14 protein-coding genes are annotated in these 22,214 nt (G+C 65.1%); 4 read left to right on the plus strand and 10 right to left on the minus strand.

The window, feature by feature from the left end; translation table 11 throughout:
- Positions 1-6: 6 nt before the first annotated feature.
- From ACLIMP_RS14620 to ACLIMP_RS14630, 3 genes are all read right to left on the minus strand, one after another.
- Positions 7-1,659, minus strand: a complete 1,653-nt coding sequence (locus ACLIMP_RS14620; RefSeq protein ID WP_443477933.1) for a DUF8614 domain-containing protein — start codon at positions 1,657-1,659, stop codon at positions 7-9.
- Positions 1,660-1,820: 161 nt separating this feature from the next.
- Positions 1,821-3,482 carry a DNA repair protein RecN gene (recN, locus tag ACLIMP_RS14625; protein WP_185996881.1) on the minus strand — a complete coding sequence of 554 codons (1,662 nt, stop codon included), beginning with the start codon at positions 3,480-3,482 and terminating at the stop codon, positions 1,821-1,823.
- An 83-nt stretch (positions 3,483-3,565) separates the two neighbouring features.
- Positions 3,566-4,363, minus strand: coding sequence for an outer membrane protein assembly factor BamD (locus ACLIMP_RS14630; RefSeq protein ID WP_054435825.1), 798 nt, complete (start codon positions 4,361-4,363; stop codon positions 3,566-3,568).
- Between the two features lie 146 nt (positions 4,364-4,509).
- On the opposite strand from ACLIMP_RS14630, the gene ACLIMP_RS14635 reads away from it, so the two are divergent.
- The gene (locus ACLIMP_RS14635; RefSeq protein WP_185996880.1) at positions 4,510-6,291 is read left to right on the plus strand and encodes a cation:proton antiporter domain-containing protein; all 1,782 of its coding nucleotides are present in this window, start codon (positions 4,510-4,512) and stop codon (positions 6,289-6,291) included.
- 10 nt (positions 6,292-6,301) lie between these two features.
- Here ACLIMP_RS14635 and ACLIMP_RS14640 read toward each other — a convergent pair whose 3' ends face one another.
- Positions 6,302-7,267, minus strand: a complete 966-nt coding sequence (locus ACLIMP_RS14640; protein ID WP_324696393.1) for a glutaminase — start codon at positions 7,265-7,267, stop codon at positions 6,302-6,304.
- A 143-nt stretch (positions 7,268-7,410) separates the two neighbouring features.
- Positions 7,411-10,071, minus strand: a complete 2,661-nt coding sequence (alaS, locus tag ACLIMP_RS14645) for an alanine--tRNA ligase (RefSeq protein ID WP_324696395.1) — start codon at positions 10,069-10,071, stop codon at positions 7,411-7,413.
- Positions 10,072-10,292: 221 nt separating this feature from the next.
- Here alaS and ACLIMP_RS14650 point away from each other — a divergent pair, with 221 nt between their 5' ends.
- A complete protein-coding gene (locus ACLIMP_RS14650; protein WP_324696396.1) occupies positions 10,293-12,110 on the plus strand; it encodes a DUF885 domain-containing protein in 1,818 nt (605 codons plus the stop codon).
- Positions 12,111-12,197: 87 nt separating this feature from the next.
- Here ACLIMP_RS14650 and recA read toward each other — a convergent pair whose 3' ends face one another.
- The 4 genes from recA to smpB all read right to left on the minus strand — a co-directional run bounded on the left by recA (position 12,198) and on the right by smpB (position 16,912).
- Entirely contained in the window at positions 12,198-13,271 is a 1,074-nt protein-coding gene (gene recA / locus ACLIMP_RS14655) for a recombinase RecA (RefSeq protein WP_054435821.1), read from the minus strand.
- Positions 13,272-13,368: 97 nt separating this feature from the next.
- Entirely contained in the window at positions 13,369-15,819 is a 2,451-nt protein-coding gene (locus tag ACLIMP_RS14660) for a hybrid sensor histidine kinase/response regulator (protein ID WP_185996876.1), read from the minus strand.
- Positions 15,816-16,433 (minus strand): DUF2062 domain-containing protein, encoded by a 618-nt coding sequence (locus ACLIMP_RS14665; RefSeq protein ID WP_054435820.1) that lies wholly within the window; start codon positions 16,431-16,433, stop codon positions 15,816-15,818. The genes ACLIMP_RS14660 and ACLIMP_RS14665 overlap by 4 nt, the downstream gene beginning before the upstream one ends.
- Positions 16,430-16,912 (minus strand): SsrA-binding protein SmpB, encoded by a 483-nt coding sequence (gene smpB / locus ACLIMP_RS14670; RefSeq protein WP_054435819.1) that lies wholly within the window; start codon positions 16,910-16,912, stop codon positions 16,430-16,432. The genes ACLIMP_RS14665 and smpB overlap by 4 nt, the downstream gene beginning before the upstream one ends.
- 306 nt (positions 16,913-17,218) lie before the next feature.
- On the opposite strand from smpB, the gene ACLIMP_RS14675 reads away from it, so the two are divergent.
- Positions 17,219-19,096, plus strand: a complete 1,878-nt coding sequence (locus tag ACLIMP_RS14675; RefSeq protein ID WP_324696403.1) for an alpha/beta hydrolase family protein — start codon at positions 17,219-17,221, stop codon at positions 19,094-19,096.
- Positions 19,097-19,160: 64 nt separating this feature from the next.
- On the opposite strand, the gene dapA is transcribed toward ACLIMP_RS14675, so the two are convergent.
- Positions 19,161-20,042, minus strand: coding sequence for a 4-hydroxy-tetrahydrodipicolinate synthase (gene dapA, locus ACLIMP_RS14680; protein WP_054435818.1), 882 nt, complete (start codon positions 20,040-20,042; stop codon positions 19,161-19,163).
- Between the two features lie 79 nt (positions 20,043-20,121).
- Here dapA and ACLIMP_RS14685 point away from each other — a divergent pair, with 79 nt between their 5' ends.
- On the plus strand, positions 20,122-22,098 hold the full coding sequence (locus tag ACLIMP_RS14685; RefSeq protein ID WP_185996874.1) for a lytic transglycosylase domain-containing protein: 1,977 nt from the start codon (positions 20,122-20,124) through the stop codon (positions 22,096-22,098).
- Positions 22,099-22,214 lie beyond the last annotated feature (116 nt).

Consider the following 22,214-nt stretch of genomic DNA (forward strand, 5'->3'; position numbering starts at 1 on the left):
CAGCGGTCAGATGCCTTCGGGATAGACCGGCCGGATATCGACCGGCAGGCTCGCCATGCTCGCGATCACGGCTTCCGCCTCGGGATCCAGCTTCGCCCAGCGCGCCATGAAGACCTTCGTGCCTTCGTAGTCGCCCTTGGCCTGAAGCATCAGCATGTCGTGCAGCAGGTCGCGCAGCCCTGCCTCCATCTTCGCATCGTCGAAAGCATAGCGCCGCGCCGCTGCGTCGTAAGTGAAGGCGCCCTTGTCGCGCAGGTACCCATATTGGAGCGCGGCGCCCTTGCCATGCGCCTCCACCGCGCCGAAGCGCACCGCGCGGAAGATGCCCGCGACATAAGTGGCGAAAAGCTGGGGACGCTCGGATGCCGGAATCTCGCCCTTCTTCATCATCAACAGGATGTCCCAGACCCCGGCGACATCGGCCTTGGCTTCCTCGATTGCCGAGTTCTGCTCCTTCAGCGCCTTGTCCACGGTGGTGGTCTGACCGTTCACGACGATCGTGCCCGGCCCGAGGCTGTGCGAGAGTTCATGGAACAGCGTTTCGAGCTGCATGTACTTGCGATCGACCAGACCCGCCTGCGACGGCACCAGCACCAGTGCGCCCATGGGCTTCAGGATACGCTCGAACTTTGCGCCCAGCACATTCGACAGGATCACCTTCTTGGCGCCCTTGGCCTCGCGCACGCGCTCGTCATTGGGAAGGTTGAAAGCGACCGTCTGCGGCCCCGGCACATTGTCGCCGCCGCCGCGAATCTGTTCGGCCACGGCAATCGGACTTTCGAACCCGCGCTGGAAGTTCTTGTAGGCATCCTCGATCGGAAGGTTCGCTTCCATGTCGCGCAAGTAGTCCTTGTACTTGGCAAGCGCAGCGGATTCCACCGGGTCCTTGAGCGTCACGAAGCTCTCGAACGACGTTTTAGCGCCCATCAGACGATCGGTGTAGACCTCATAGGGCCCGATGGCGACTTCGATGGGCGTGTCCTTCAGGTCCATCCATGCCAGTTCGCTCTCGTAGTAGTCGTCCGTGCGGAAGGCCTTGGCCCGCAGCGAAAGGAATTTCTTCAGGCTGGCGTTGCTCGTCCGCGCCGCCGCCTGATCGAGCAGGCCGGCCGCCGGTTCCAGCCACGCCTTGTAGGCGACCGAATAAGGCACCGCGACCAGCTTCGCGCCGTCCCTGCGGACGACCGTGTAAGGGCTGGTCAGCGCCGCCTTCTGGTCCGGGTGCGCGGCAAGGTAAGCCTCGAAATCGGCGCGCGTAAGATCTTCGGGATAGAAGCCCGCACCTTCCGGCATCGGCGTGGTGCCCCAGAACGGGTGCAGGTCGGCCAGTTCGTCCCAGGGCCCGAAATTACGGTCGAACATCTCGACCAACAGGTCGCGGTCGGCGCGGCGGTTCATCGAGACCGCGCGGCGCACTTGCGGGTTCTCCGCGTAGTGCTGCCGCAAGTAGACCTCGCTCATCAGGTCGGAAGCCTTGATGAGGAGGTTCACCACGTCCCGCTCCTCGGCCGAGAGGAACTTCGTGTCCACCTCCATCGGGATCGTCGCCAGCTTCGCCTTCTGCACGGCGAGATCGTAGGCCGGTTCCGCCGCAAGGGCCGGAGCGGAAACGAGGCTGGTCGCGGCGAGCAGCGCGGAGGCGAGGAGGAACTTGGGCATGGGATGTGGTCCGTCTGGGGGAATTGTCGGGGCGGACACTAGGCTTCCTGCCTTGCAGTGCAAAGGGAAGAAAAGGAAAAGCAGCGGAGGGTACTACGGACAGACAACGGGCGAGGTTGAAGTTCCGAGGGTCCGGGGGATCATCCCCCGGGGCTTGCCTTTTAAACTTCGAGCAACCGATCCGCCTGCGCCCGAGCCTCGGCCGTCACCTCCGCCCCGGAGAGCATCCGCGCGATCTCTTCCTTGCGCTCGCCCTCGTCGAGCAGCGCCACCGAGGTGCGCGTGACGGTGCCTTCGCTGGACTTGGCGATCATGTAGTGCCGCCGCCCGCGCGCCGCGACCTGCGGGCTGTGCGTAACCGCCAGCAACTGCCCTTCCGAGGCAAGCCGCGCCAGACGCTCGCCGATCGCGCTGGCGACCGCGCCGCCGACACCCCGGTCGATCTCGTCGAAGATCACCGTCGCGGCGCCGCCTTCTTCGGCCAGCGCCACCTTGAGCGCGAGGATGAAGCGCGAGAGTTCGCCGCCCGAAGCGATCTTGGCAAGCGGAGCGAAATCGGCGCCGGGATTCGTGCTGATGAGAAATTCGACGGCATCCATGCCATGCGAACCCCAGCGGTCTTCCGGCACGCGGATCACCGAGGTCTGGAAGCGGGCGGCATCGAGCTTCAGCGGCGCGAGTTCGGCCGCCACCGCCTTGTCGAGCCGCTTGGCGGCGGCCCGGCGCAGGTCGTGCAGCGCCTCGGCCTGTTCGCGATAGGCCAGCGCCGCCTTCTGCGCGGTGCGTTCAAGCCCGGCGACATGCTCCTCTCCGCCTTCGATGGCGTCCAGCGCACTGCGCATCTCCCGCATCTTTTCCGGCAGCTCGTCCACCTGGCAGCCCTGCTTGCGGGCCGCGGCGCGCAGATCGAACAACCGCGTCTCGATTCGGTCGAGTTCGTCGGGGTCGAAAGCCAGGGCCTCGGCGGCGCGGTCCAGCTTGTCTTCCGCCTCGCTCGCCTCGATCACCGCCCGGTCCAGCGCTTCGAGCGCTTCGGCAAGCAGGTGATGCTCGCCGGCGATACGGTCAAGCCGGCGGGACGCGCCGCGCAGTGAAGCCAGCGCCGAATCGGACCCGGTCCACAGATGCTGGAGCGCAACGAGATCGTCGGAAAGCTTCTCGCCCTTCTGCATTTCGGCGCGGGCATGGGCGAGTTCTTCCTCCTCGCCTTCCTGCGGACCCAGCGCATCCAGCTCGGCAAGGTGCGCCAGCAACAGGTCCTGATCTTCGGCCGCCTTGGCGACTTGCGCGCGCGCACCGTCAAGGGCGCTCTGGGCGGTGCGCCAGGTCTTCCACGCAGCCTCCACCCCGGCAACGTCCCCGCCCGCGAAACGATCGAGCAGGGCGCGGTGCCCCTTCGCGTTCACGAGGCCGCGATCGTCGTGCTGGCCGTGGATCTCAACGAGCGCCGGCGCAATTTCGCGCAGCAGCGCAACGCCCACCGGCTGGTCGTTGAGGAAGGCCCGGCTGCCGCCATCAGCCTTGAGCTGGCGCTTGAGGATCAGCGGCTCGCCCGGCTCGATTTCGAGATCGGCCTCTTCCAGCACCTTGCGAACGACGCCGGGAAGCTCTGCGAATTCGAAGCTGGCCGTGACGATCGCCCGGCTTTCGCCGGCCCGCACCAGCCCGCTGTCGGCACGGTTCCCGATCACGAGGCCCAGTGCATCGAGCAGGATCGACTTGCCCGCGCCGGTTTCACCCGTGAGAACGCCCAGCCCCCTTGCGAAATCGAGGTCGAGCGCTTCGATCAGCACGATGTTGCGGATGGAGAGGCGGTTCAGCATGTTCGCGATCCGTTCTAGCGAAAACTTATTCGCCCGTCACGCATCTTTGCGCCCACCGCTCAGGCAGCCGCACCGCAGGCGCCTCAGGCGGCGACGTTCTTCGGAGCGTACTTTTCCATTAGCTTGTAGGCGCGTGCGTACCACTTGCTGTTCGGATAGTTGTTTTCCAGCACGGCCGCCGCCTTCTGCGCTTCCTCGGGCACGCCGAGCGAGAGATATCCCTCGACCAGACGGAAGAGGGCTTCCGGTGCATGGCTGGTGGTCTGGAAATTGTCGACGACGTTGCGGAAGCGCAGGGTTGCCGCGAGCCACTTGCCGCTGGCCTCGTAGCCGCGGCCGATGGTCATTTCCTTGCCGGCGAGGTGATCGTTCACAAGGTCGATCTTGAGCTTCGCGTCCGCGGCGTAAGGCGTGCCGGGATAGCGGCGCATCACGTCGGTCAGCGCCTGCTTGGCCTGCTCGGTGGTCTTCTGGTCGCGCGTGACGTCGCTGATCTGTTCGTAATAGCAGATCGCGATCAGGTAATAGGCGTAAGGCGCGTCCTTGTTGCCCGGGTGGATCGAGAGGAAGCGCTGCGCCGACTGGATCGACTTCGTATAGTCACGCGCGGCATAGTAGCTGAACGCACTCATGAGCTGCGCGCGGCGGGCCCAGGGCGAATAGGGGTGCTGGCGCTCCACTTCGTCGAACAGGGCGGCGGCCTGCTTGGTGCGGCCCTGATTCAGGCGCTGCTGCGCGGCCGCGTAAAGCGTATCGACGTCGCGCGCGACGTAGGCGGTGTCCTTGTTTCCGCCCCTCCCGCCTGCGCATCCTGCGGTGAGGACGATCGCGCCGGTGGCGGCAGCGAGAAGGGCGATCTTGAAGCGCGAGCGTTCGAACATGGCCGGGTCTATAACCAGCGCTTTGCTGAACGCCAAGTGAAGTTGCACGGCAAGGCGACAGGAAGGCATTTCTTCCCCGGCTTAGACGCTGAATCGGCGAAGTTCGGCATTGTCTGGCGCGGCGTGCCTGCCATAGTCGGACCGATATGGCCGGCAGCAACGCTCTCTCCTCTCCCGTCTTGTCCGATGCACTGGTTATCCTGGGTGCAGCGGGCATCGTGATTCCCGTTTTCAACCGTTTCCGCATCACCCCGGTGATCGGGTTCATCCTCGTAGGGCTGCTGGTCGGCCCCTTCGGTCTCGGCCGGCTGGTGTTCGATACGCCGTGGCTGTCCTGGGTGACGATAACCGACCCCGACGGGCTGGAGATATTCGCCGAATTCGGCATCATCCTGCTGCTGTTCTCGATCGGCCTGGAACTGTCGTTCGGCCGCTTGTGGGCGATGCGGCGCTTCGTGTTCGGGCTCGGCTCGCTGGAACTGATCCTGACCGGCAGCGCCCTCACATTCTTCTTCGCCGCGATCGGGCAGGGATTCTCCGGCGCGATGGCGCTCGGCCTCGCACTGGCGCTATCCTCCACGGCGCTCGTCCTCAAGATGACCGACACCACCACCCCGGTCGGCCGCGCGGCGCTCGCCATGCTGCTGTTCGAGGATATCGCGCTGGTGCCGATCATCTTCCTGCTGGGCGCACTGGCACCCCACGCCAAGGGCGCGGGAATGGACGGCCTGATCCACACGCTGGTCTGGGGCACGCTGGTCGTCACCGCGCTGCTGGTGCTGGGCCGCTACCTGCTCCCGCCGCTCTTCGCGCAGGCGGCACGCACCAAGAGCCCCGAACTGTTCCTGGCGGCCAGCCTGCTGGTGGTGATCCTGGCCTCGCTGGCGACGGGGGCGACCGGTCTTTCCCCTATAGTCGGCGCGCTCGTCGCGGGCCTGCTGATCGCCGAGACCGAATACCATACCGAGGTCGAACAGATCATCGAGCCGTTCAAGGGCCTCGCGCTCGGCGTGTTCCTCATCACCATCGGCATGAGCATCGACCTTCGGATCGTGTGGGAGAACCTCACCTCGATCCTGATCGCCGCGGTTGGCGTGATCCTGCTCAAGTCCACGGTGACGGGCCTGCTGCTGCGCATGATGGGCGCCCGGCGCGGCACCGCGACCGAAACCGGCATCCTGATGTCGAGCCCTTCGGAAACGACGCTGATCGTGCTGAGCGCGGCGGGCGCGGCACAGCTCATCCAGCCAGGCACGGCGATGTTCTGGCAGATCGTCACCGCGCTGGGCCTTACCGTCACCCCGCTGCTGTCGATGATCGGCAAGCTGCTCGCCAAACAGGTGGACAGCGTGGAAACGCCGCACCAGCCCGCCGAGGCGACCGACAAGCCGCAGACCCTCATCATCGGCTTCGGGCGCGTCGGACGGCTGGTGGCCGACATGCTGGCCCGTCACGGCCGCCCCTACCTCGCGGTGGACAGCAATACCGACCTCGTCACGGACGGGCGCCGCCATGGCTACACGGTGGCCTTCGGGGATGCCGGTCGCGGCGATGCCATGCTGCGCTTCGGCGCAGCCGGTGCGGCGGCGGTGATCCTGACGATGGACGAACCCGTCACCGCCCAGCGCATCGTCCGCAAGCTGCGCGCCGATTTTCCCGACCTGCCGATCATCGCCCGCGCCCGCGACGCCGAGCATGCTGCCGTGCTCTATCGCGCCGGCGCCACGCACGCGGTGCCCGAAACGCTCGAAAGCTCGTTGCAACTCTCGGAAGCCGCACTCACCGAGATCGGCGTCGCCATGGGGCCGGTAATCGCCTCGATCCACGAAAAGCGCGACGAATTCCGCGAACAGATCAAGGAACAGGGCGGCCTGGCGCAGAAACCTGCGCTCAAGTCAGGCCAGTTGAAGCAGCCCGAGCGGGCCTAGACGGAGAGGGCTACAACGATCGCGGCTCGAACACGGACCAGCCGGTCCGCTGAACAAGCCGCTCCAGCGCCAGTTGCCCGAGGTGCGAATTGCCGCTCTGGTTGAGCCCGGGAGACCATACCGCGATACTCGCGGTGCCCGGCGCCACGGCAAGAATTCCGCCGCCAACGCCCGACTTTCCGGGCAACCCGATGCGATAGGCGAAATCGCCCGAGTTATCGTAGTGGCCGCAGGACATCATCAACGCATTGATGCGCCGCGCACGCCGCTCATTGATGACGCGGTGCCCGTGCGAGATTCCGCCGTTCATCAGATAGCGCCCGGCCAGCGCAAGTTGGCGGCAACTCATGGCGAGCGCGCAGAAGTGGAAATAGGTCCCCAGCACCCGCTCGACATCGCCGTGGATATTGCCGAAAGCCCGCATGTAATTGGCCAGCGCGCGGTTGCGAAAACCCGTCTCGCTCTCGGCGGCGGCCACGACCTCGTCGATGACGATGCCGTCGTCACCCGCGAGTTCGCGCACGAAGCGCAGCATCTGGCCGATCGCCTCGCGCGGCTCCAGGCGCCCGAGCAGCACGTCGGTGACGACGATGGCCCCGGCGTTGATGAAAGGATTGCGCGGGATGCCATGCTCGGTTTCAAGCTGGACGATCGAATTGAACGCACTGCCGGACGGTTCACGGCCCACCCGGCTCCACAACTGATCTCCCACCGCGCCCAGTGCCAGCGTCAGCGCAAAGACCTTGGAAATCGACTGTATCGAAAACGCCTCTTCGGCATCACCCGCCGTGTGCACCGCGCCGTCCGCCATGACCACCGCGATCCCGAACTTGGTGTCCGGCACGGCAGCCAGCGGCGGGATATAGTCCGCCACCTTCCCGCGATAGTCGGCGAAGCGGAGTTCCTCCGCGATTTCGGCGATAATCGCGCCGGGTGCGTCAGCGCCCGAAGTTCCCTTGTTTAATGAAGCTTCCAAACTACCGGCACCCCGCGATAGTGCACTCCATCGTAAACAGGCACCCTTCCGCGAATAGGACTGGCTGCAGGAAGATTCCCGCAGCGCCAAGAATATAGCCAAGCTTATCCTTTTTCATGCCCATCCGCCCCCCAAGGTGAAAACTATCCTGCCAGAACGGCCTTCACCGCAGCAATGGCGTCCGCCGCCTTGTCGCCGTCGGGACCGCCGCCCTGCGCCATGTCGGCGCGGCCGCCGCCGCCCTTGCCGCCCAGCGCTTCCACACCCTTGCGGACCAGATCGACGGCGCTGATCGTGCCGGTGAGGTCTTCGGTGACGGCAGCGGCGATGCTCGCCTTGCCCTCGTTCACCGCGACGATCGCGGCGACGCCCGAGCCCATGCGCTGCTTCGCCTGATCGAGCAGGCCGCGCAGTTCCTTGGGATCGAGCCCCTCGAGCACTTGCCCCGAGAACTTCACGCCGTTCACTTCTTCGTCGGCAGCTTCAGCCTTGGCACCGCCGCCGCCGAGCGCCAGCGCCTTCTTCGCTTCGGCCAGTTCGCGTTCGAGCTTGCGACGCTCGTCCAGCAGCGCGGCGACGCGGGTTTCGACATCTTCGGGAGTGGTGCGCAGCAGCCCGGCCGCGCCCTTCAGCGCGTCCTCACGGGCGACCAGCCACTGGCGCGCGCCCTCGCCGGTCAGAGCCTCGATACGGCGCACGCCCGAGGAAACGGCGCTTTCCGAAACGATACGGAACACACCGATATCGCCCGTGGCGCGCACATGCGTGCCGCCGCAAAGCTCGACCGAATAAGTGCGCTCGCCGCCTTCGGTCTTTGCCGTGCGGCCCATGGAAAGAACGCGCACTTCATCGCCGTACTTCTCGCCGAACAGTGCCATGGCGCCGGCGCCAATGGCGTCGTCAGGCGTCATGAGGCGAGTCAGGACCGGGTCGTTCGCACGGATTTCCGCATTCACCTCGGCTTCGATCGCAGCGATATCCTCGGCGGTGAGGGCAGTCGGGTGCGAGAAGTCGAAGCGCAGGCGTTCGGCGGCGACCAGCGATCCCTTCTGGGTAACATGATCGCCCAGACGCTTGCGCAGCGCGGCATGAAGGAGGTGCGTGGCGGAGTGATTGGCACGAACCGCGTCACGGCGCTCGACATCGACCGTGAGGTTCACGGCATCGCCGACCTTGATCGTGCCTGCCTCGACCGTACCGCTCATCGCGTGAAGGCGGCCGAGCGGCTTCGCGGTGTCGGCAACGTCGATCTTCAGGCCATTCGCGCCTGCGATCGCACCGCGATCGCCTTCCTGACCGCCCGATTCGCCATAGAACGGGGTCTGGTTGGTAACCACGACAACCTGATCGCCGGCAGTGGCCGAAATGACCTCCTTGCCGTCCTTCACCAGCGCCACGACCTGGCCTTCGCCGGTCGTGGAGGCGTAGCCGGTGAACTCGGTCGCGCCTTCGCGCTCGGCGATGTCGAACCACACTTCGCTGTCGGCGGCCTGCCCCGAACCCTTCCACGCGGCGCGGGCGGCAGCCTTCTGCTGGGCCATGGCAGCATCGAAACCGGCGCGGTCCACCGCGATGCCGCGCGAACGCAGGGCGTCTTCGGTCAGGTCGTAAGGGAAGCCGAAAGTATCATAGAGCTTGAACGCGGTCTCGCCGGGGAGCTCGCCGCCCTCACCCATGTCGCCGGTCGCTTCGTCCAGCAGCTTGAGGCCATTGGCGAGCGTGCGACGGAACTGCACTTCCTCGCGCTCCAGCGTTTCCTCGATCAGCGGCTGGGCGCGGCCGAGCTCCGGATAGGCCTGGCCCATCTCGGCGACCAGCGCGGGGACAAGGCGATGCATCAGCGGGTCACGCGCGCCGAGCAGATGAGCATGGCGCATGGCGCGGCGCATGATGCGACGCAGGACATAGCCGCGGCCTTCGTTGGACGGTAGCACGCCGTCGGCCAGCAGGAAGCTGGTGGAACGCAGATGGTCCGCGATCACACGGTGGCTGGCGCGCTGCTCGCCCTCGGCGGCAACGCCGGTGAGGCTTTCCGAGGCGGCAATCAGCGCCTTGAACGTGTCGATATCGTAGTTGTCATGCACGCCCTGCATGACCGCCGAGATGCGTTCGAGGCCCATGCCCGTATCAATCGAGGGCTTGGGCAGATTGCCGACGATCTCGCCCGCAGCCTGTTCGAACTGCATGAACACGAGGTTCCAGATCTCGATGAAGCGGTCGCCATCTTCCTCCGGGCTACCCGGAGGGCCGCCCCAGATGTGATCGCCGTGGTCGAAGAAGATTTCCGAGCACGGGCCGCACGGGCCTTCGTCACCCATCGCCCAGAAGTTGTCCTTCGTCGGGATGCGGATGATCTTCGATTCGGGCAGGCCGGCGACCTTCTTCCACAGATCGAAGGCTTCATCGTCAGTGTGATAGACGGTGACCAGCAGCTTCTCGACCGGAAGGCCCCATTCCTTGGTCAGCAGGGTCCAGGCGTGGGTGATCGCCTGTTCCTTGAAGTAGTCGCCGAACGAGAAGTTGCCCAGCATCTCGAAGAAAGTGTGGTGGCGCGCGGTGTAGCCGACGTTGTCGAGATCGTTGTGCTTGCCGCCGGCGCGTACGCACTTCTGCGACGACGTGGCGCGCGGCGTGGCGCGGGTTTCAAGGCCCGTGAACACGTTCTTGAACGGCACCATGCCGGCATTCACGAACATCAGCGTCGGGTCGTTATAAGGAACGAGCGGCGCGGACTGGACGGCCTCGTGACCATTGCTGGCGAAATAGTCGAGGAAGGACCGGCGGATTTCGTTGGTCGTGTGCATAACCCGCGCCGATAATCCAGCGACGCGGCGGCGGCAAGCCGGTTGCTGCGGTCAGACTGGTCGAGATTTGCGATAATCGGCAGCGGTGTGCGCTGACGGCCACAGGAAACGACCTTGGGGCATAGTTCATCCAGCGAGCGCCCATGCCATTGCATTGCCCTCGCTGCCCCGCTTAGGTTCGCGCGATCCGGCTCTCAAAACAGATTTCAAAGGGGAATTTCATGGATCGTCGCTCGTTTCTGGGCCAGGCCAGCGTTGCAGCGCTGGTCGCAGGCATGCCGGCCGGGCTGGCCGCCGCCAGCAACGGATCGCGCAATGGCGACGCTGCTCTCAGAGCCCTGCTGGACCGGATTTTCGCAGACCGCCTGGCAGAAAACCCGGAAGGCGCCACGCGGCTCGGGCTCGACAGCGGCGCGAATGCCGCCCTCAAGTCCCGGCTTTCGGGCCGTTCGACGGCAGACAGTGCACGCGAACTTGCCCGGTCCCGCGCCGAACTCGGAGCGGTGAAGGCGATCGGCAGCAGCGGGCTCGGCGCTGATGCCAAGCTCGATTACGATGTCGTCACCTATCAGCTCGAACGGAGCATCGCCGGGCAGCAAAGCTTCACTTACGGTTCCAGCGGCGGCCGCTTCACACCTTATCTGATCAGTCAGCTCACAGGCGCCTATCAGGATGTGCCTGACTTTCTCGACACCCAGCACCGTGTGAACAGCGCCGAAGACGCGGATGCCTATCTGGCACGGCTCGGCGCATTCGCAACCGTTCTGGATCAGGAAAGCGAGAGACAGCGCGAGGATGCTGCGCGGGGCGTCTATGCCCCCGACTATATTCTCGACACCACGCTCAGGCAGTTCGCCGCCCTTCGGGACAAGTCTGCCGGAGAGACCGGGCTCGTGACGGGGTTCGCGGCCAAACTCGCCAAGGCGAACCTGCCGCCGGAACGTGCGGTGCAAGCCACCCGGATCGTCGAGGATAAAGTGTTCCCGGCGCTCGACCGGCAGCGCGCATTGGTGAACGAACTGCGCGCAAAAGCCGTTCATGATGCCGGTTGCTGGCGGCTGCCCGATGGCGAGGCCTACTATACCGCCGCGGCAGAGGCCGCGACCACGGTTCGCATGAGCGGCGAGGAAATTCATCGCCTCGGCCTTGATCAGGTGGCCGAGATCGGCGGCCGGATCGATGCGATCCTCAAAAAGCAGGGAATGAGCCAGGGCACCGTGGGGGAGCGCCTCGTTGCGCTCAACCAGAGGCCGGACCAGCTCTATCCCAACACCGACGAGGGCCGCGCTTCGCTGCTCGGCGAACTCAACGCGCAGATCGTCAAGATGCAGGCCCGGCTTTCGGAACAATTCGCCACGCTCCCCAAGGCGCCCGTCGAAGTCCGCCGCGTGCCGCCTGCCATCCAGGCCGGCGCGCCGGGCGGTTACTATCAGAACGCCTCGCTCGATGGCTCACGCCCTGCGATCTACTACATAAACCTGCGCGATACTTTCGACCGGCCGAAGTTCGGCCTCGCCACGCTTACGCATCATGAGGCGGTCCCCGGCCATCACCTCCAGGTCATGCTGGCGCTGGAATCGCAGGACATTCCGATGATCCGTCGGCGTGGTGGCTTCAGCGGCTACAGCGAAGGCTGGGCGCTCTATTCCGAGCAACTGGCGGACGAAATGGGGATGTATGAAGGCGATCCGCTTGGCCAGGTCGGCTACCTCCAGTCACTGCTTTTCCGTGCCACCCGTCTCGTAGTGGACTCCGGGATGCACGCCAAGCGCTGGAGCCGCGAGAAGGCGACCGACTATCTGATAGCGACCACCGGCATCGCCCGTGGGCGCAGCCAGGGCGAGATCGATCGCTACACCGTCTGGCCGGGGCAGGCCTGCAGCTACAAGATCGGACACACGATGTGGGTGAAGCTGCGTGACGAGGCCCGCGCGAAGGCCGGTGCGAAGTGGGACCCTCGCGCCTTCCATTCGGTGCTGCTCAAGGGTGCACTGCCGCTCGCCGTGCTCGAACAGCTGGTCAAGGCCCGTTACGCCTGACGCTGACCGGCACAAGGCAAAGCAGGGCAAAAAGAAAACCCCGGTCGCTTGGACCGGGGTTTTTCTTATTTCCAATAATCCGATGCCTTATTCGGCATCTTCCGCCGAGGGACCGACCATCATCTCTTCAGCAAGGCCGGCCGTGCGGGCGCGGATCGCCTTTTCGAGACGGTCGCAGATCTCCACGTTTTCCTTGAGATAGGTCTTGGCGTTTTCACGCCCCTGGCCGATGCGGATCGAATCATAGCTGAACCATGCCCCGGACTTCTCGACGATGCCGGCCTTGACGCCCAGATCGAGGATCTCGCCGATCTTCGAGATACCCTCGCCGTACATGATGTCGAATTCGACCTGCTTGAACGGCGGCGCGACCTTGTTCTTCACGACCTTCACGCGGGTGGCATTGCCGACGATGTCGTCACGGTCCTTGATCTGGCCGGTGCGGCGAATGTCGAGGCGGACCGAAGCGTAGAACTTGAGCGCGTTGCCGCCCGTGGTCGTCTCGGGGTTGCCGTACATGACGCCGATTTTCATGCGCAGCTGGTTGATGAAGATCACCATGCAGCGCGAGCGGCTGATCGAACCGGTCAGCTTGCGGAGCGACTGGCTCATCAGGCGGGCCTGAAGACCGACGTGGCTGTCGCCCATCTCGCCTTCGATTTCCGCGCGGGGAACAAGCGCGGCAACCGAGTCGACCACCAGAACGTCGATCGCGTTCGAGCGCACCAGCGTATCGGTGATTTCGAGCGCCTGTTCGCCGGTATCGGGCTGCGAGACGATCAGTTCATCGATGTTGACGCCCAGCTTCTTGGCGTAGACCGGGTCAAGCGCGTGCTCAGCGTCGATGAAGGCGGCAGTGCCGCCGGACTTTTGCGCTTCGGCGATGACATGGAGCGCGAGAGTGGTCTTGCCCGAGCTTTCCGGCCCGTAGACTTCGATCACACGGCCGCGCGGAAGACCACCGACCCCCAGCGCGATGTCGAGCCCCAGCGAGCCGGTGGAGATCGCCTCGACCTGCATCGCCTCCTTGGAACCCAGCTTCATCGCGGAGCCCTTGCCGAACGCCTTGTCGATCTGCGCAAGCGCGGCTTCGAGCGCCTTCTGACGGTCCATGTTGTCCTTTTCCTTGCCTTCCTGGATCAGCTTGAGCTGAGCAGCCATGTCACTTCCCCTTTGCTACCGGCCTGACCGGAAAGGTCAACGTCGCGGGAAGCTATGTATCGCCTTTGTTCTCACGGAACAAGAGGCGAACACCGGCTTATTTCCTATTTTTAACGCCGCCTGCCGTGCGTGCGAGAACATCCCCGACTTTTTCAGAGAGCTGCTGAACCGAGAAGGGTTTCGGCATGAACCACGCATTGGCGATGCCGATTTCCTTGCGCAGCTGCTCCTCCGCATAGCCCGACATGAACAGCACCGGCAGGTCCGGCGCAATGCGGCGGATCTCCCGCGCCATGGCCGGACCATCGAGCGAGGGCATCACCACATCGGAAACCACCAGGTCGAACCGGCCGCCTTCCTGCACCAGTTCAAGCCCCTCCTCGCCATCGCGCGCGCACGTCACCTCGTAGCCCTGCCGGGTGAGCGCCCGCTCCGCAACGATGCGCACGGGATCCTCGTCCTCCACCAGCAGGATCGTGCCGCCGCCCGCCCACTGGCTGGGTTCCGCCTCCACTTCCTCTACCGGTGCGGGCGCAGCCGCCGCCCCCGGCGCAACATGGTGGACCGGCAGATAGACGACGAAGCGCGTCCCCCTGCCCACTTCGCTCTCCGCGAAGATGAAGCCGCCTGACTGCTTGACGATGCCATAGACCGTCGAAAGCCCGAGGCCGGTGCCCTTGCCCTGCTCCTTGGTGGTGAAGAAAGGCTCGAAGATCTTGCCGAGATGCTCGGGCGGAATACCCCCGCCGGTATCCTCGACGATGAGCGCGGTATAGTCGCCCGCCGGGATGATCTCGCTGCGCATCGCACGCACATCGGTATTGGTGATGCGCCGCGTGGCGAGCGTCAGCGTGCCCGAACCATCGCTGCCCTTGCGCATCTGCATCGCATCGCGCGCGTTGACGGCAAGGTTGACGATCACCTGCTCAAGCTGCGTCGGGTCGGCCCGCACGGGCCCAAGGTCGCGGTCGTGACTGACGACCAGCTGGATTTTCTCGCCGATCAGGCGGCGCAGCATCTGGGAAACGTCCGCCACCACGTCGGGAAGCTGGAGCACTTCGGGCCGCAGCGTCTGCTGGCGGGAGAACGCGAGCAATTGCCGCGTCAGCGACGCCGCGCGATTGGAATTCGCGCGAATTTGCTGGATATCGTCATAGTCGGAATCGCCGGGCGTATGGCGCATCAGCATGAGATCGCAGGTGCCCAGGATCGCCGTCAGCACGTTGTTGAAATCGTGCGCAACGCCGCCTGCGAGCTGGCCAACGGCCTGCATCTTGGTGGCCTGAGCGACCTGCCGCTTGAGCCGCGTTTCCTCCGAAGTATCCGTAAGGCCGAGCAGTACGGCCGCCTCGCCGAGGCCGCGCACGCCGGCCAGGCTGAGCGATACCGGATCGTCAGGCTGACTGGAAAGCCGCACTGCGATATCGCCGGCCGCGGCCGGTCCTTGCGCAAAGCGCCGGATCGCCTCGGACAGCGCCCGCTTGTCATCCCGCACGACCAGGTCGGTAGGATAAGTCGGGGGCGATTGCCCCTCCTGCCCGGCCGCGCGCATGAAGGCGGGGTTTGCGAAAAGCAGCCGGCCGTCCCGGTCGGCCATGGCAAGGCCCAGCGGCAACTGGCTGAGCAGGGCTTCGAGATGCGGCGCAGCAGTTCCACCGCCGCCGCCAGCGCCAATACCCTGTCCCGCCTCCATCACCAGCATCAGCGAAGGGGTGGTGTTGGGATCGGGTTCGACGGGCGAATCCGGATCGGCCACGGGAACGTGATAGAGCACCAGCGGCCCGCCGCGCCCCGTATCGCGCGCCCAGCCGATCCGTTCGCCCTCGTCCTGGCTGATGAGCGAAACGAAATCCAGGCCGGTCATGTCGGCCAGCACGTCTCCGGTCGCGCGCTGGGCAAAGCCCGCGCTCGCTGCGCGGATCATGCCGTCAGGATCGACGAGCGCCGCCGAAATCCCGGCGCGGGCCAGCCCTTTGCCGAGCTTTCCGTCTATCTGCCGGACCAGTTCCCCCACGAGGTCAACCGAGCTGACCGGCTGGATACGCCACACCAGAAAGTCGTCGGCCCGGCCAGAGCGCTGGATTTCCACGCGCCAGTCGGCCGCGTGATCGCCTTCCGAACGCACGTCGGCACGGGCGTGCCCGTCCCGCCAAGCCGCGCGCACGGCATCGGTGAGACGCTCCAGGCCGGCATCGTCCACCGGCAGCCTGGGCGGGGGATTGGCGGTACCGAACCACAGCTCGAAGCTGCCATTGGCGCAGGCGAGGCGCCCGGCCCGGTCCGTCACCACGATCGCAGTGTCGGAACGGTCTATCGCTGCCACCGTAACCGACCAGTCGGGCTGCGCGAATTCGGTCTCTGCCGCTTGCGGGCGGCGGTTGGCCACCAGCCATGCGAGGGCGGAGAAGGCGATCAGCACGGCTACAAGGACGGAGACGAGCAACCCGTCTCCGCTCACCAGCCAGACCAGCGCCGCGCTCGCCACCAGAGCGATCCCGACGACCGCCGTGTCGGAAAGTCCGCCGATGCGCTGCCGGCCTGCGTTCATGCGATTCCTTCCGTACCTTCCGTGTCGCCGGCCTTTTCGGGCGCCGAACCCTCGCCATGGCGGAACAACGAGCGGTGGCGGCGCGCCCGATGCTTGCGCCCGATCCAGTAGCGCCAGAACCACATCGTGAGAAAGTAGCTGACGAACGCGGCCACCACCGACTGGATGAACAGGCCGATCACCACCGCCGGGGCGGTGTCGGAGACAAGCCAGTTGCGCCACTCGGCCAGACCCGCGCCTTCACGCACCATCGCCTCTACCGTCGCGATATCGGCGTGGTACCCGAAGCTGTTGCCGATCGCGACCGCCACGGGGAGAATGATAAGCAGGGTCGTCACCGGATTGCTGATGAAGGTGACGGCGGCAGCCAGCGGAATATTCCCGCGGAACGGCACGCACATCAGCGCTGCGCCCACGATCTGGACTCCCGGAATCAGTGCGAAGATGCCGATGAACATGCCCACCGCCACGCCGCGCGGCACGGACCGGCGGGTAAAGCGGAACAGTTCGGGGCGGCGCGTGAAGGGCGCCGTGAAGCGATTCGCCTCAAGCTGCGCATGCGTGGGCATCTGGCCATGCAGCCAGGCACCCAGGCGGTGCAGCAGCGTGCTCACTTGTGTTCGCGCAGGAGGCGGCCCTGCTCCCGCTTCCAGTCGCGTTCCTTGATCGTGTCGCGCTTGTCGGCCGCGTTCTTGCCCTTGGCGAGCGCCAGTTCGACTTTCGCGCGCCCCCGTCCGTTGAAATAGATCGAGAGCGGCACGAGCGTCATGCCCTTGCGCTCCACCGAGCCTTGCAGACGCGAGATTTCCCGCTCGTGCAGCAAGAGCTTGCGGGGGCGCTTCGGCACGTGATTGTAACGGTTGCCGTGGCTGAATTCGGGAACGTTGGAGTTCACCAGCCAGCATTCGCCGTTCTTGATCTCGGCGTAGGACTCCGCGATCGAACCCTCGCCGAACCGCAGCGATTTGACCTCGGTGCCGGTCAGCGCGATGCCGGCCTCGAAGGTTTCCTCGATGTAGTACTCGAAGCGGGCCCTGCGGTTTTCCGCGACGCTCTTGTGCTTGTCGAATGTCTTGTGTTGCGGACGTGCCATGATGTCCCGGCATGTAGGGATTCGCGCGCAAAAAGGAAACGCCCCGTTTGCGCTCTTTCGTCATGATGTGTGCCACATCCGATCCGTCGCCCGGTAAGGCGTTCGGCTCCCCGGCCCGCCCGGTTGAACGAACCTAAGTAGTTGGCCTTAGATGAATGCAATTTAACGCCTAGTGACCAGTAAATCACCCTTGCAAAGGGGAAATTCCCTCGGAATAACCAAGAACAAATGGGGGATATTTACGTGAGAATGCTGCTCCGGTCGGTTCTGCCGTCCGCCTTGCTTGTTCTTGATCCAGCACATGCCATGGCTGCGCCGGAAGCACCGCCGCTCGATGCCTATGGAGAACTACCTCGAATCGAGGACGTTGCCATTTCACCTGACGGCCAGGCCATCGCCACCGTCGCGCAGGACGAAGGCGATCGCCGCGTCATTGTCATGAAGGACGGCAAGCCCCTGCTGAACGGTTCGTCCGGCAAGACCAAGGTGCGCGCCATCGAATGGGCGGACAGTGATACCGTGTTGCTGACCAACAGCAGCACGGTTTCGCTCTTCGGCTTCGCTGCCGCAAAATACGAACTCAGCGGCACGATCATATTGCCCATGAAGCCGGGCAACGAATCCGGCCTTGTCTTCGCAAAGAACCAGGCCATCGCGAAGACCACGCGAGGCCGCTACGGCATCCGCAACATCGCCGGCCGCACCGTAGGCTATTTCGGCGGCCTCGCGCTCGACGTCGATGGCGGGGAAACCCGCTTCCGCCATGGCCGCGCCACACTCTACGCAGTGGACATACAGACCAATCGGGCGCGGATTGCCGCCGCGGCACCGGCCGAAAATCACTATCGGGACTGGCTGGTCGATGCGGCCGGCAACGTTGCCGTGACCCTGGACATCTCCGAATCCACCGGCGTCTGGAAAATCACCCCGGCCAAGGGACAGGAACTGGCGCGCGGCGTGGACCCGACCGGCGACGTCAGCCTCGTCTCCTTCGGCAAGGGCGGCTCGACCGTGATCTACCAGGTCGAGGACGAGGACGGTAACGACCGCTGGTTCGAAGTCCCGCTGGCCGGCGGCGAGTCCAGGGAAATCCTGAACGATATCGCCATAGAACGGCTGTTCGTCGATCGCAGCACCGGCAACATGATCGGCTACCGGATGTCGGGGGAAAGCCGGAAGACCGTAATGGACGATCCCGCCCACCAGAGTGCGCTGACCCGGATATTCCGCGCGTTCTCCGGCCGCGAAGCCCATTTGGTAGACTGGACACCGGACTTTTCGAAGGTGGTCGTAAGGACCACCGGCAACAAGGACAGCGGCACCTGGTTCCTCGTGGACGTACCCAATCGGCGCGCGGACCCCATCGGCGATGAGCGCCCCAAGATCGCGCCCGAACAGGTCGGCCCGATCTCGCTGGTCAATTATACCGCGCAGGACGGGCTGGAAATGGACGGGGTCCTGACCTTGCCTCCCGGCCGCGAAGCCAAGAACCTCCCGTTGATCGTGCTGCCCCATGGCGGCCCGGCCGCACACGACAAGCCCGAATTCGATTGGTGGGCTCAGGCATTCGCTTCACGCGGATATGCGGTATTCCAACCCAATTTCCGGGGCTCGACAGGGCGATCGGACGCGTTCCGCCATGCTGGCGACGGCGAATGGGGCCGGAAGATGCAGACCGACATTTCGGACGGCGTCGCGGAACTGGCAAAGCGCGGGCTGGTCGATCCGAGGCGCGCCTGCATCGTCGGCGCAAGCTATGGCGGCTATGCGGCCCTGGCGGGGGTCACGCTCCAGAACGGGCTCTATCGCTGTTCCGTGGCCGTTGCAGGCGTCGCCGACCTTCCGATGATGTACAGCACCGATGTGCGGGAGAGCGGCGATTCCAAGATGCTCGGCAAGGCGCTGCGCGAACAGCTCGGCGATCCGAAGCGCTATGGCGAGGTTTCACCGCGCCGGTTCGCCGCGAAGGCCGATGCGCCGGTCCTGCTGATCCACGGCAAGGACGATACCGTGGTCGCCTATCGCCAGAGCCAGGCCATGGCGGAAGCGCTCAAGGACGCGGGTAAGCCTTATGAACTGGTAACGCTTCCGGGTGAGGACCACTGGCTGTCCCGTGAGGAAACGCGCAAACGCATGCTGCTGGAAACCATGCGCTTCGTGCAGAAATACAACCCGGCGGACTGAGCCGTCCAGAAAACCCCAGGTCCCCCGGAGACGATCCGGGGGACCTGGGATATCATGCCTTTGTTCAGAGCAGACCGGCGTGGACCAGCGCTTCGTCCACCGCCGTGCGTGCCTTTTCGCTGCAAGGGACCAGCGGCAGGCGCAGTTCGTTCTCGATCCAGTCATGGACCTGCGCCAAGGCATACTTGCAGGGGCCGGGCGAGCTGTCCTCGAACATCGCATAGTGCAGCGGATAGAGCAGGTCGTTAAGGCGGCGCGCCTCTTCGAGGTCATTGGCCGCGCAGGCCGCCTGGAATTCCGCGCAGAGCTTCGGCGCGACGTTCGCCGTCACCGAGATGCAGCCCACGCCGCCGGCCGCGTTGAACGGCAGGGCCAGCTCATCGTCGCCGCAAAGCTGCACGAAGCCCTTGCCGATCCCCATGCGGTGATCGGTCACGCGCGACAGGTCGCCGCTGGCATCCTTGATGGCGATGAACCGGTCGGGATAGCGCCGCGCGAGTTCGCAAACCGTTTCGGGCAGCAGGTCAGTGACCGTGCGGCCGGGAACGTTGTAAAGCACGATCGGCAGATCGCTGTGTTCGGCAAGGTAGCTGAAGTGGGCCAGCAGACCGTCCTGGCTCGGGCGGTTGTAGTAGGGCGCCACCAGCAGCGCGGCCGAAGCACCGCACTTCTTCGAAAAATTCATGTGCAGCAGCGCATTCATCGTGTCGTTGCTGCCGCAACCCGCGATCACCGGCACCCGGCCCGCGGCCTGTTCGATGCAGACTTCGATGACGCGGTGATGCTCCGCGTTCGAGAGCGTCGAATTTTCGCCGGTGGTCCCACAGGGAACGAGCGCGGAAGAACCCGACTCGATCTGCCAGTCCACGAGTCGCCGAAAAGCCTGCTCATCGAACGCTCCGTCGCGAAACGGTGTAACAAGCGCAGGAATGGAACCCGAGAACATGGACTTTACCTCACCTGATGTTCAATGATCGGGCCAACGGACCCGATGTTCAGCGCCTGATAAGGAGCCTTTTCCCAAAATGTCCAGCATGCAGCGTGCCGCCCCCCTCGTCCTGCTTGCTTCGACCGCCTTGTCTGGCATCGTTTTCGGGAGCCCCGCAGCCGCGCAGGACGGTCGTGAATGGGATCTCGCCAAGGCCCGTGCGATGCAGTCGCACGACATGGTGGTGCACCAGTCGATCGACCGCTGGCGCCAGCTTGTGGCGTCCGATCAGTTCGATTTCGGCAGCTATGCCAGCTTCCTGATGACCTATCCCGGCTATCCGCAAGCCGACAAGATTCGCGCTTCGGCAGAGCGTGCGCTGATAAACCAGTCACCCGACGCCAATTCGGTCGTCTCGTTCTTCAGCCGCTATCCCCCACTCTCCAATCAGGCAGCCGGTCGCTATGCCGCGGCACTGACCACGCTGCGCCGCCCGGATGCGCAAGTGCGTGCCATCGCGGCATGGCGGGGCGGCACGTTGTCACCCAATGATGAAGCGCTGATTCTCGCCACATATCGCGGAACCCTGACCGCCGCCGATCACGACGCGCGGATGGACCGCCTGCTCTGGCAGAGCGAAACCTCCCAGGCCGAACGGCAGGTCTCCTTCGTCTCGGCCGAACGCCGCGCCCTGTTCATGGAACGGCTGGCGATGCTTCAGGGCTCGCCGGCGGGATCGCTCGGCCTCGCGCTGACGCCGCAGATGAATGCCGACGCCGGATATATCTATGCCCGTGCGGTTCAGGCGCGGAAAACCGGCAATCTACCTGCCGAAATCTCGCTCCTGTCCACTCGTCCAACGCTGACATCCCCCGTTCCCGAACCGGAAAAGTGGGTGCGCGAACTGTTGACCGCCGCGAAGGGCGCTGGCGCCGATGCCGCCGTGCGCATCGCCAGCGGGATCGACGATGCCTTTCCGCCCGGCACCGATATCAGCCAGCTCTCCTATCGCCTGCGCGACGATTACACGACGCTTGTCTGGCTGGGCGGCACCAAGGCGCTGTGGCAATTGGGCGATGCCCGCCGCGCCGCTCCGCTGTTCTATCGCTATGGCGCCGCCGCGCAGACGCCCGGCACCCGCTCCAAGGGCTTCTACTGGGCCGGCCGCGCGCTGGCCCGCGCCGGGGACACGGCAGGCGCCAATCGCTACTTCGAGATGGCGGCCGCCTACCCGCACTACTTCTATGGCCAGCTCGCGCTGGAACGCCTGAGCCGTCCCCTGCCCAATCTCGACACCCGCCCCCGCGCCGTACCTACCCCGGCCGAGCGCTCCGCCTTTTTCGCCAAGCCGCTGACCAATGCGGTGCGCGATGTTGCCCGCGACGGCGACTGGCGCACCACCGTCCAGTTCTTCCGGGAGATTTCGGATCAGGCGCAAAGCCAGGCCGACCACGTCCTCGTGGCCGAACTGGCGCAGCAGATCGGCCGCCGCGATCTCGCCGTCATCCTCGGCCAGAGCGCCCATTCCGACGGATACCAGGACTTCGGACAGATCGCCTATCCGCTGATCCCGGTACCGCCGGGCGCGGATTTCGCCATGGTCCACGCCCTCACCCGGCAGGAAAGCCAGTTCGCCCAGAACGCGCTCAGCCACGCCGGCGCGCGCGGCCTGATGCAGCTGATGCCCGCCACCGCGCGCGAACAGGCGGGCAAGCTCGGCATGGCCTACGACCAGAACCAGCTGGTCAGCGACGCCAGCTACAACATCCGCCTCGGCGATGCTTACTTCACCCGCATGCGCAACTACTTCGGCGGCTCGCTGCCGCTGGCAGTCGGCGCCTACAACGCCGGCGCGGGCAATGTGAACAAGTGGCTCGCGGCCAACGGCGACCCGCGCACCGGCGCGGTCGACTGGATCGACTGGCTGGAGCAGATCCCCATCTACGAGACCAAGAACTACATCCAGCGCGTGCTGGAGAACGCCGTGGTCTACGAATCGATGTATCCGAGCCAGTCGGGCTATCGCGGGAATACGCCGCTTACGCAGCTCATCGGGAAGCGGTCGCCGGGGTGAAGTTTTAAAAGCTTCGAGAAGCAGGGGAGCATAGCCTCCCTGCACCCCCAATACCGTCTAGGTCATACCCAGCCTATCCGCTGCGCGCCCATGGTCGCGTCGGGAGACTTATTGGC

It is taken from the genome of Novosphingobium aeonii (assembly GCF_052279045.1).
Classification (GTDB): domain Bacteria; phylum Pseudomonadota; class Alphaproteobacteria; order Sphingomonadales; family Sphingomonadaceae; genus Novosphingobium.

Excerpts from the sequence above, each read along its gene's own strand:
- ACLIMP_RS14620 (WP_443477933.1), bottom strand. The coding sequence starts at position 1,659 with ATGCCCAAGTTCCTCCTCGCCTCCGCGCTGCTCGCCGCGACCAGCCTC.
- ACLIMP_RS14630 (WP_054435825.1), bottom strand. The coding sequence starts at position 4,363 with ATGTTCGAACGCTCGCGCTTCAAGATCGCCCTTCTCGCTGCCGCCACC.
- recN (WP_185996881.1), bottom strand. The coding sequence starts at position 3,482 with ATGCTGAACCGCCTCTCCATCCGCAACATCGTGCTGATCGAAGCGCTC.
- ACLIMP_RS14650 (WP_324696396.1), top strand. The coding sequence starts at position 10,293 with ATGGATCGTCGCTCGTTTCTGGGCCAGGCCAGCGTTGCAGCGCTGGTC.
- smpB (WP_054435819.1), bottom strand. The coding sequence starts at position 16,912 with ATGGCACGTCCGCAACACAAGACATTCGACAAGCACAAGAGCGTCGCG.
- alaS (WP_324696395.1), bottom strand. The coding sequence starts at position 10,071 with ATGCACACGACCAACGAAATCCGCCGGTCCTTCCTCGACTATTTCGCC.
- recA (WP_054435821.1), bottom strand. The coding sequence starts at position 13,271 with ATGGCTGCTCAGCTCAAGCTGATCCAGGAAGGCAAGGAAAAGGACAAC.
- dapA (WP_054435818.1), bottom strand. The coding sequence starts at position 20,042 with ATGTTCTCGGGTTCCATTCCTGCGCTTGTTACACCGTTTCGCGACGGA.
- ACLIMP_RS14685 (WP_185996874.1), top strand. The coding sequence starts at position 20,122 with ATGTCCAGCATGCAGCGTGCCGCCCCCCTCGTCCTGCTTGCTTCGACC.
- ACLIMP_RS14635 (WP_185996880.1), top strand. The coding sequence starts at position 4,510 with ATGGCCGGCAGCAACGCTCTCTCCTCTCCCGTCTTGTCCGATGCACTG.
- ACLIMP_RS14675 (WP_324696403.1), top strand. The coding sequence starts at position 17,219 with ATGGCTGCGCCGGAAGCACCGCCGCTCGATGCCTATGGAGAACTACCT.
- ACLIMP_RS14660 (WP_185996876.1), bottom strand. The coding sequence starts at position 15,819 with ATGAACGCAGGCCGGCAGCGCATCGGCGGACTTTCCGACACGGCGGTC.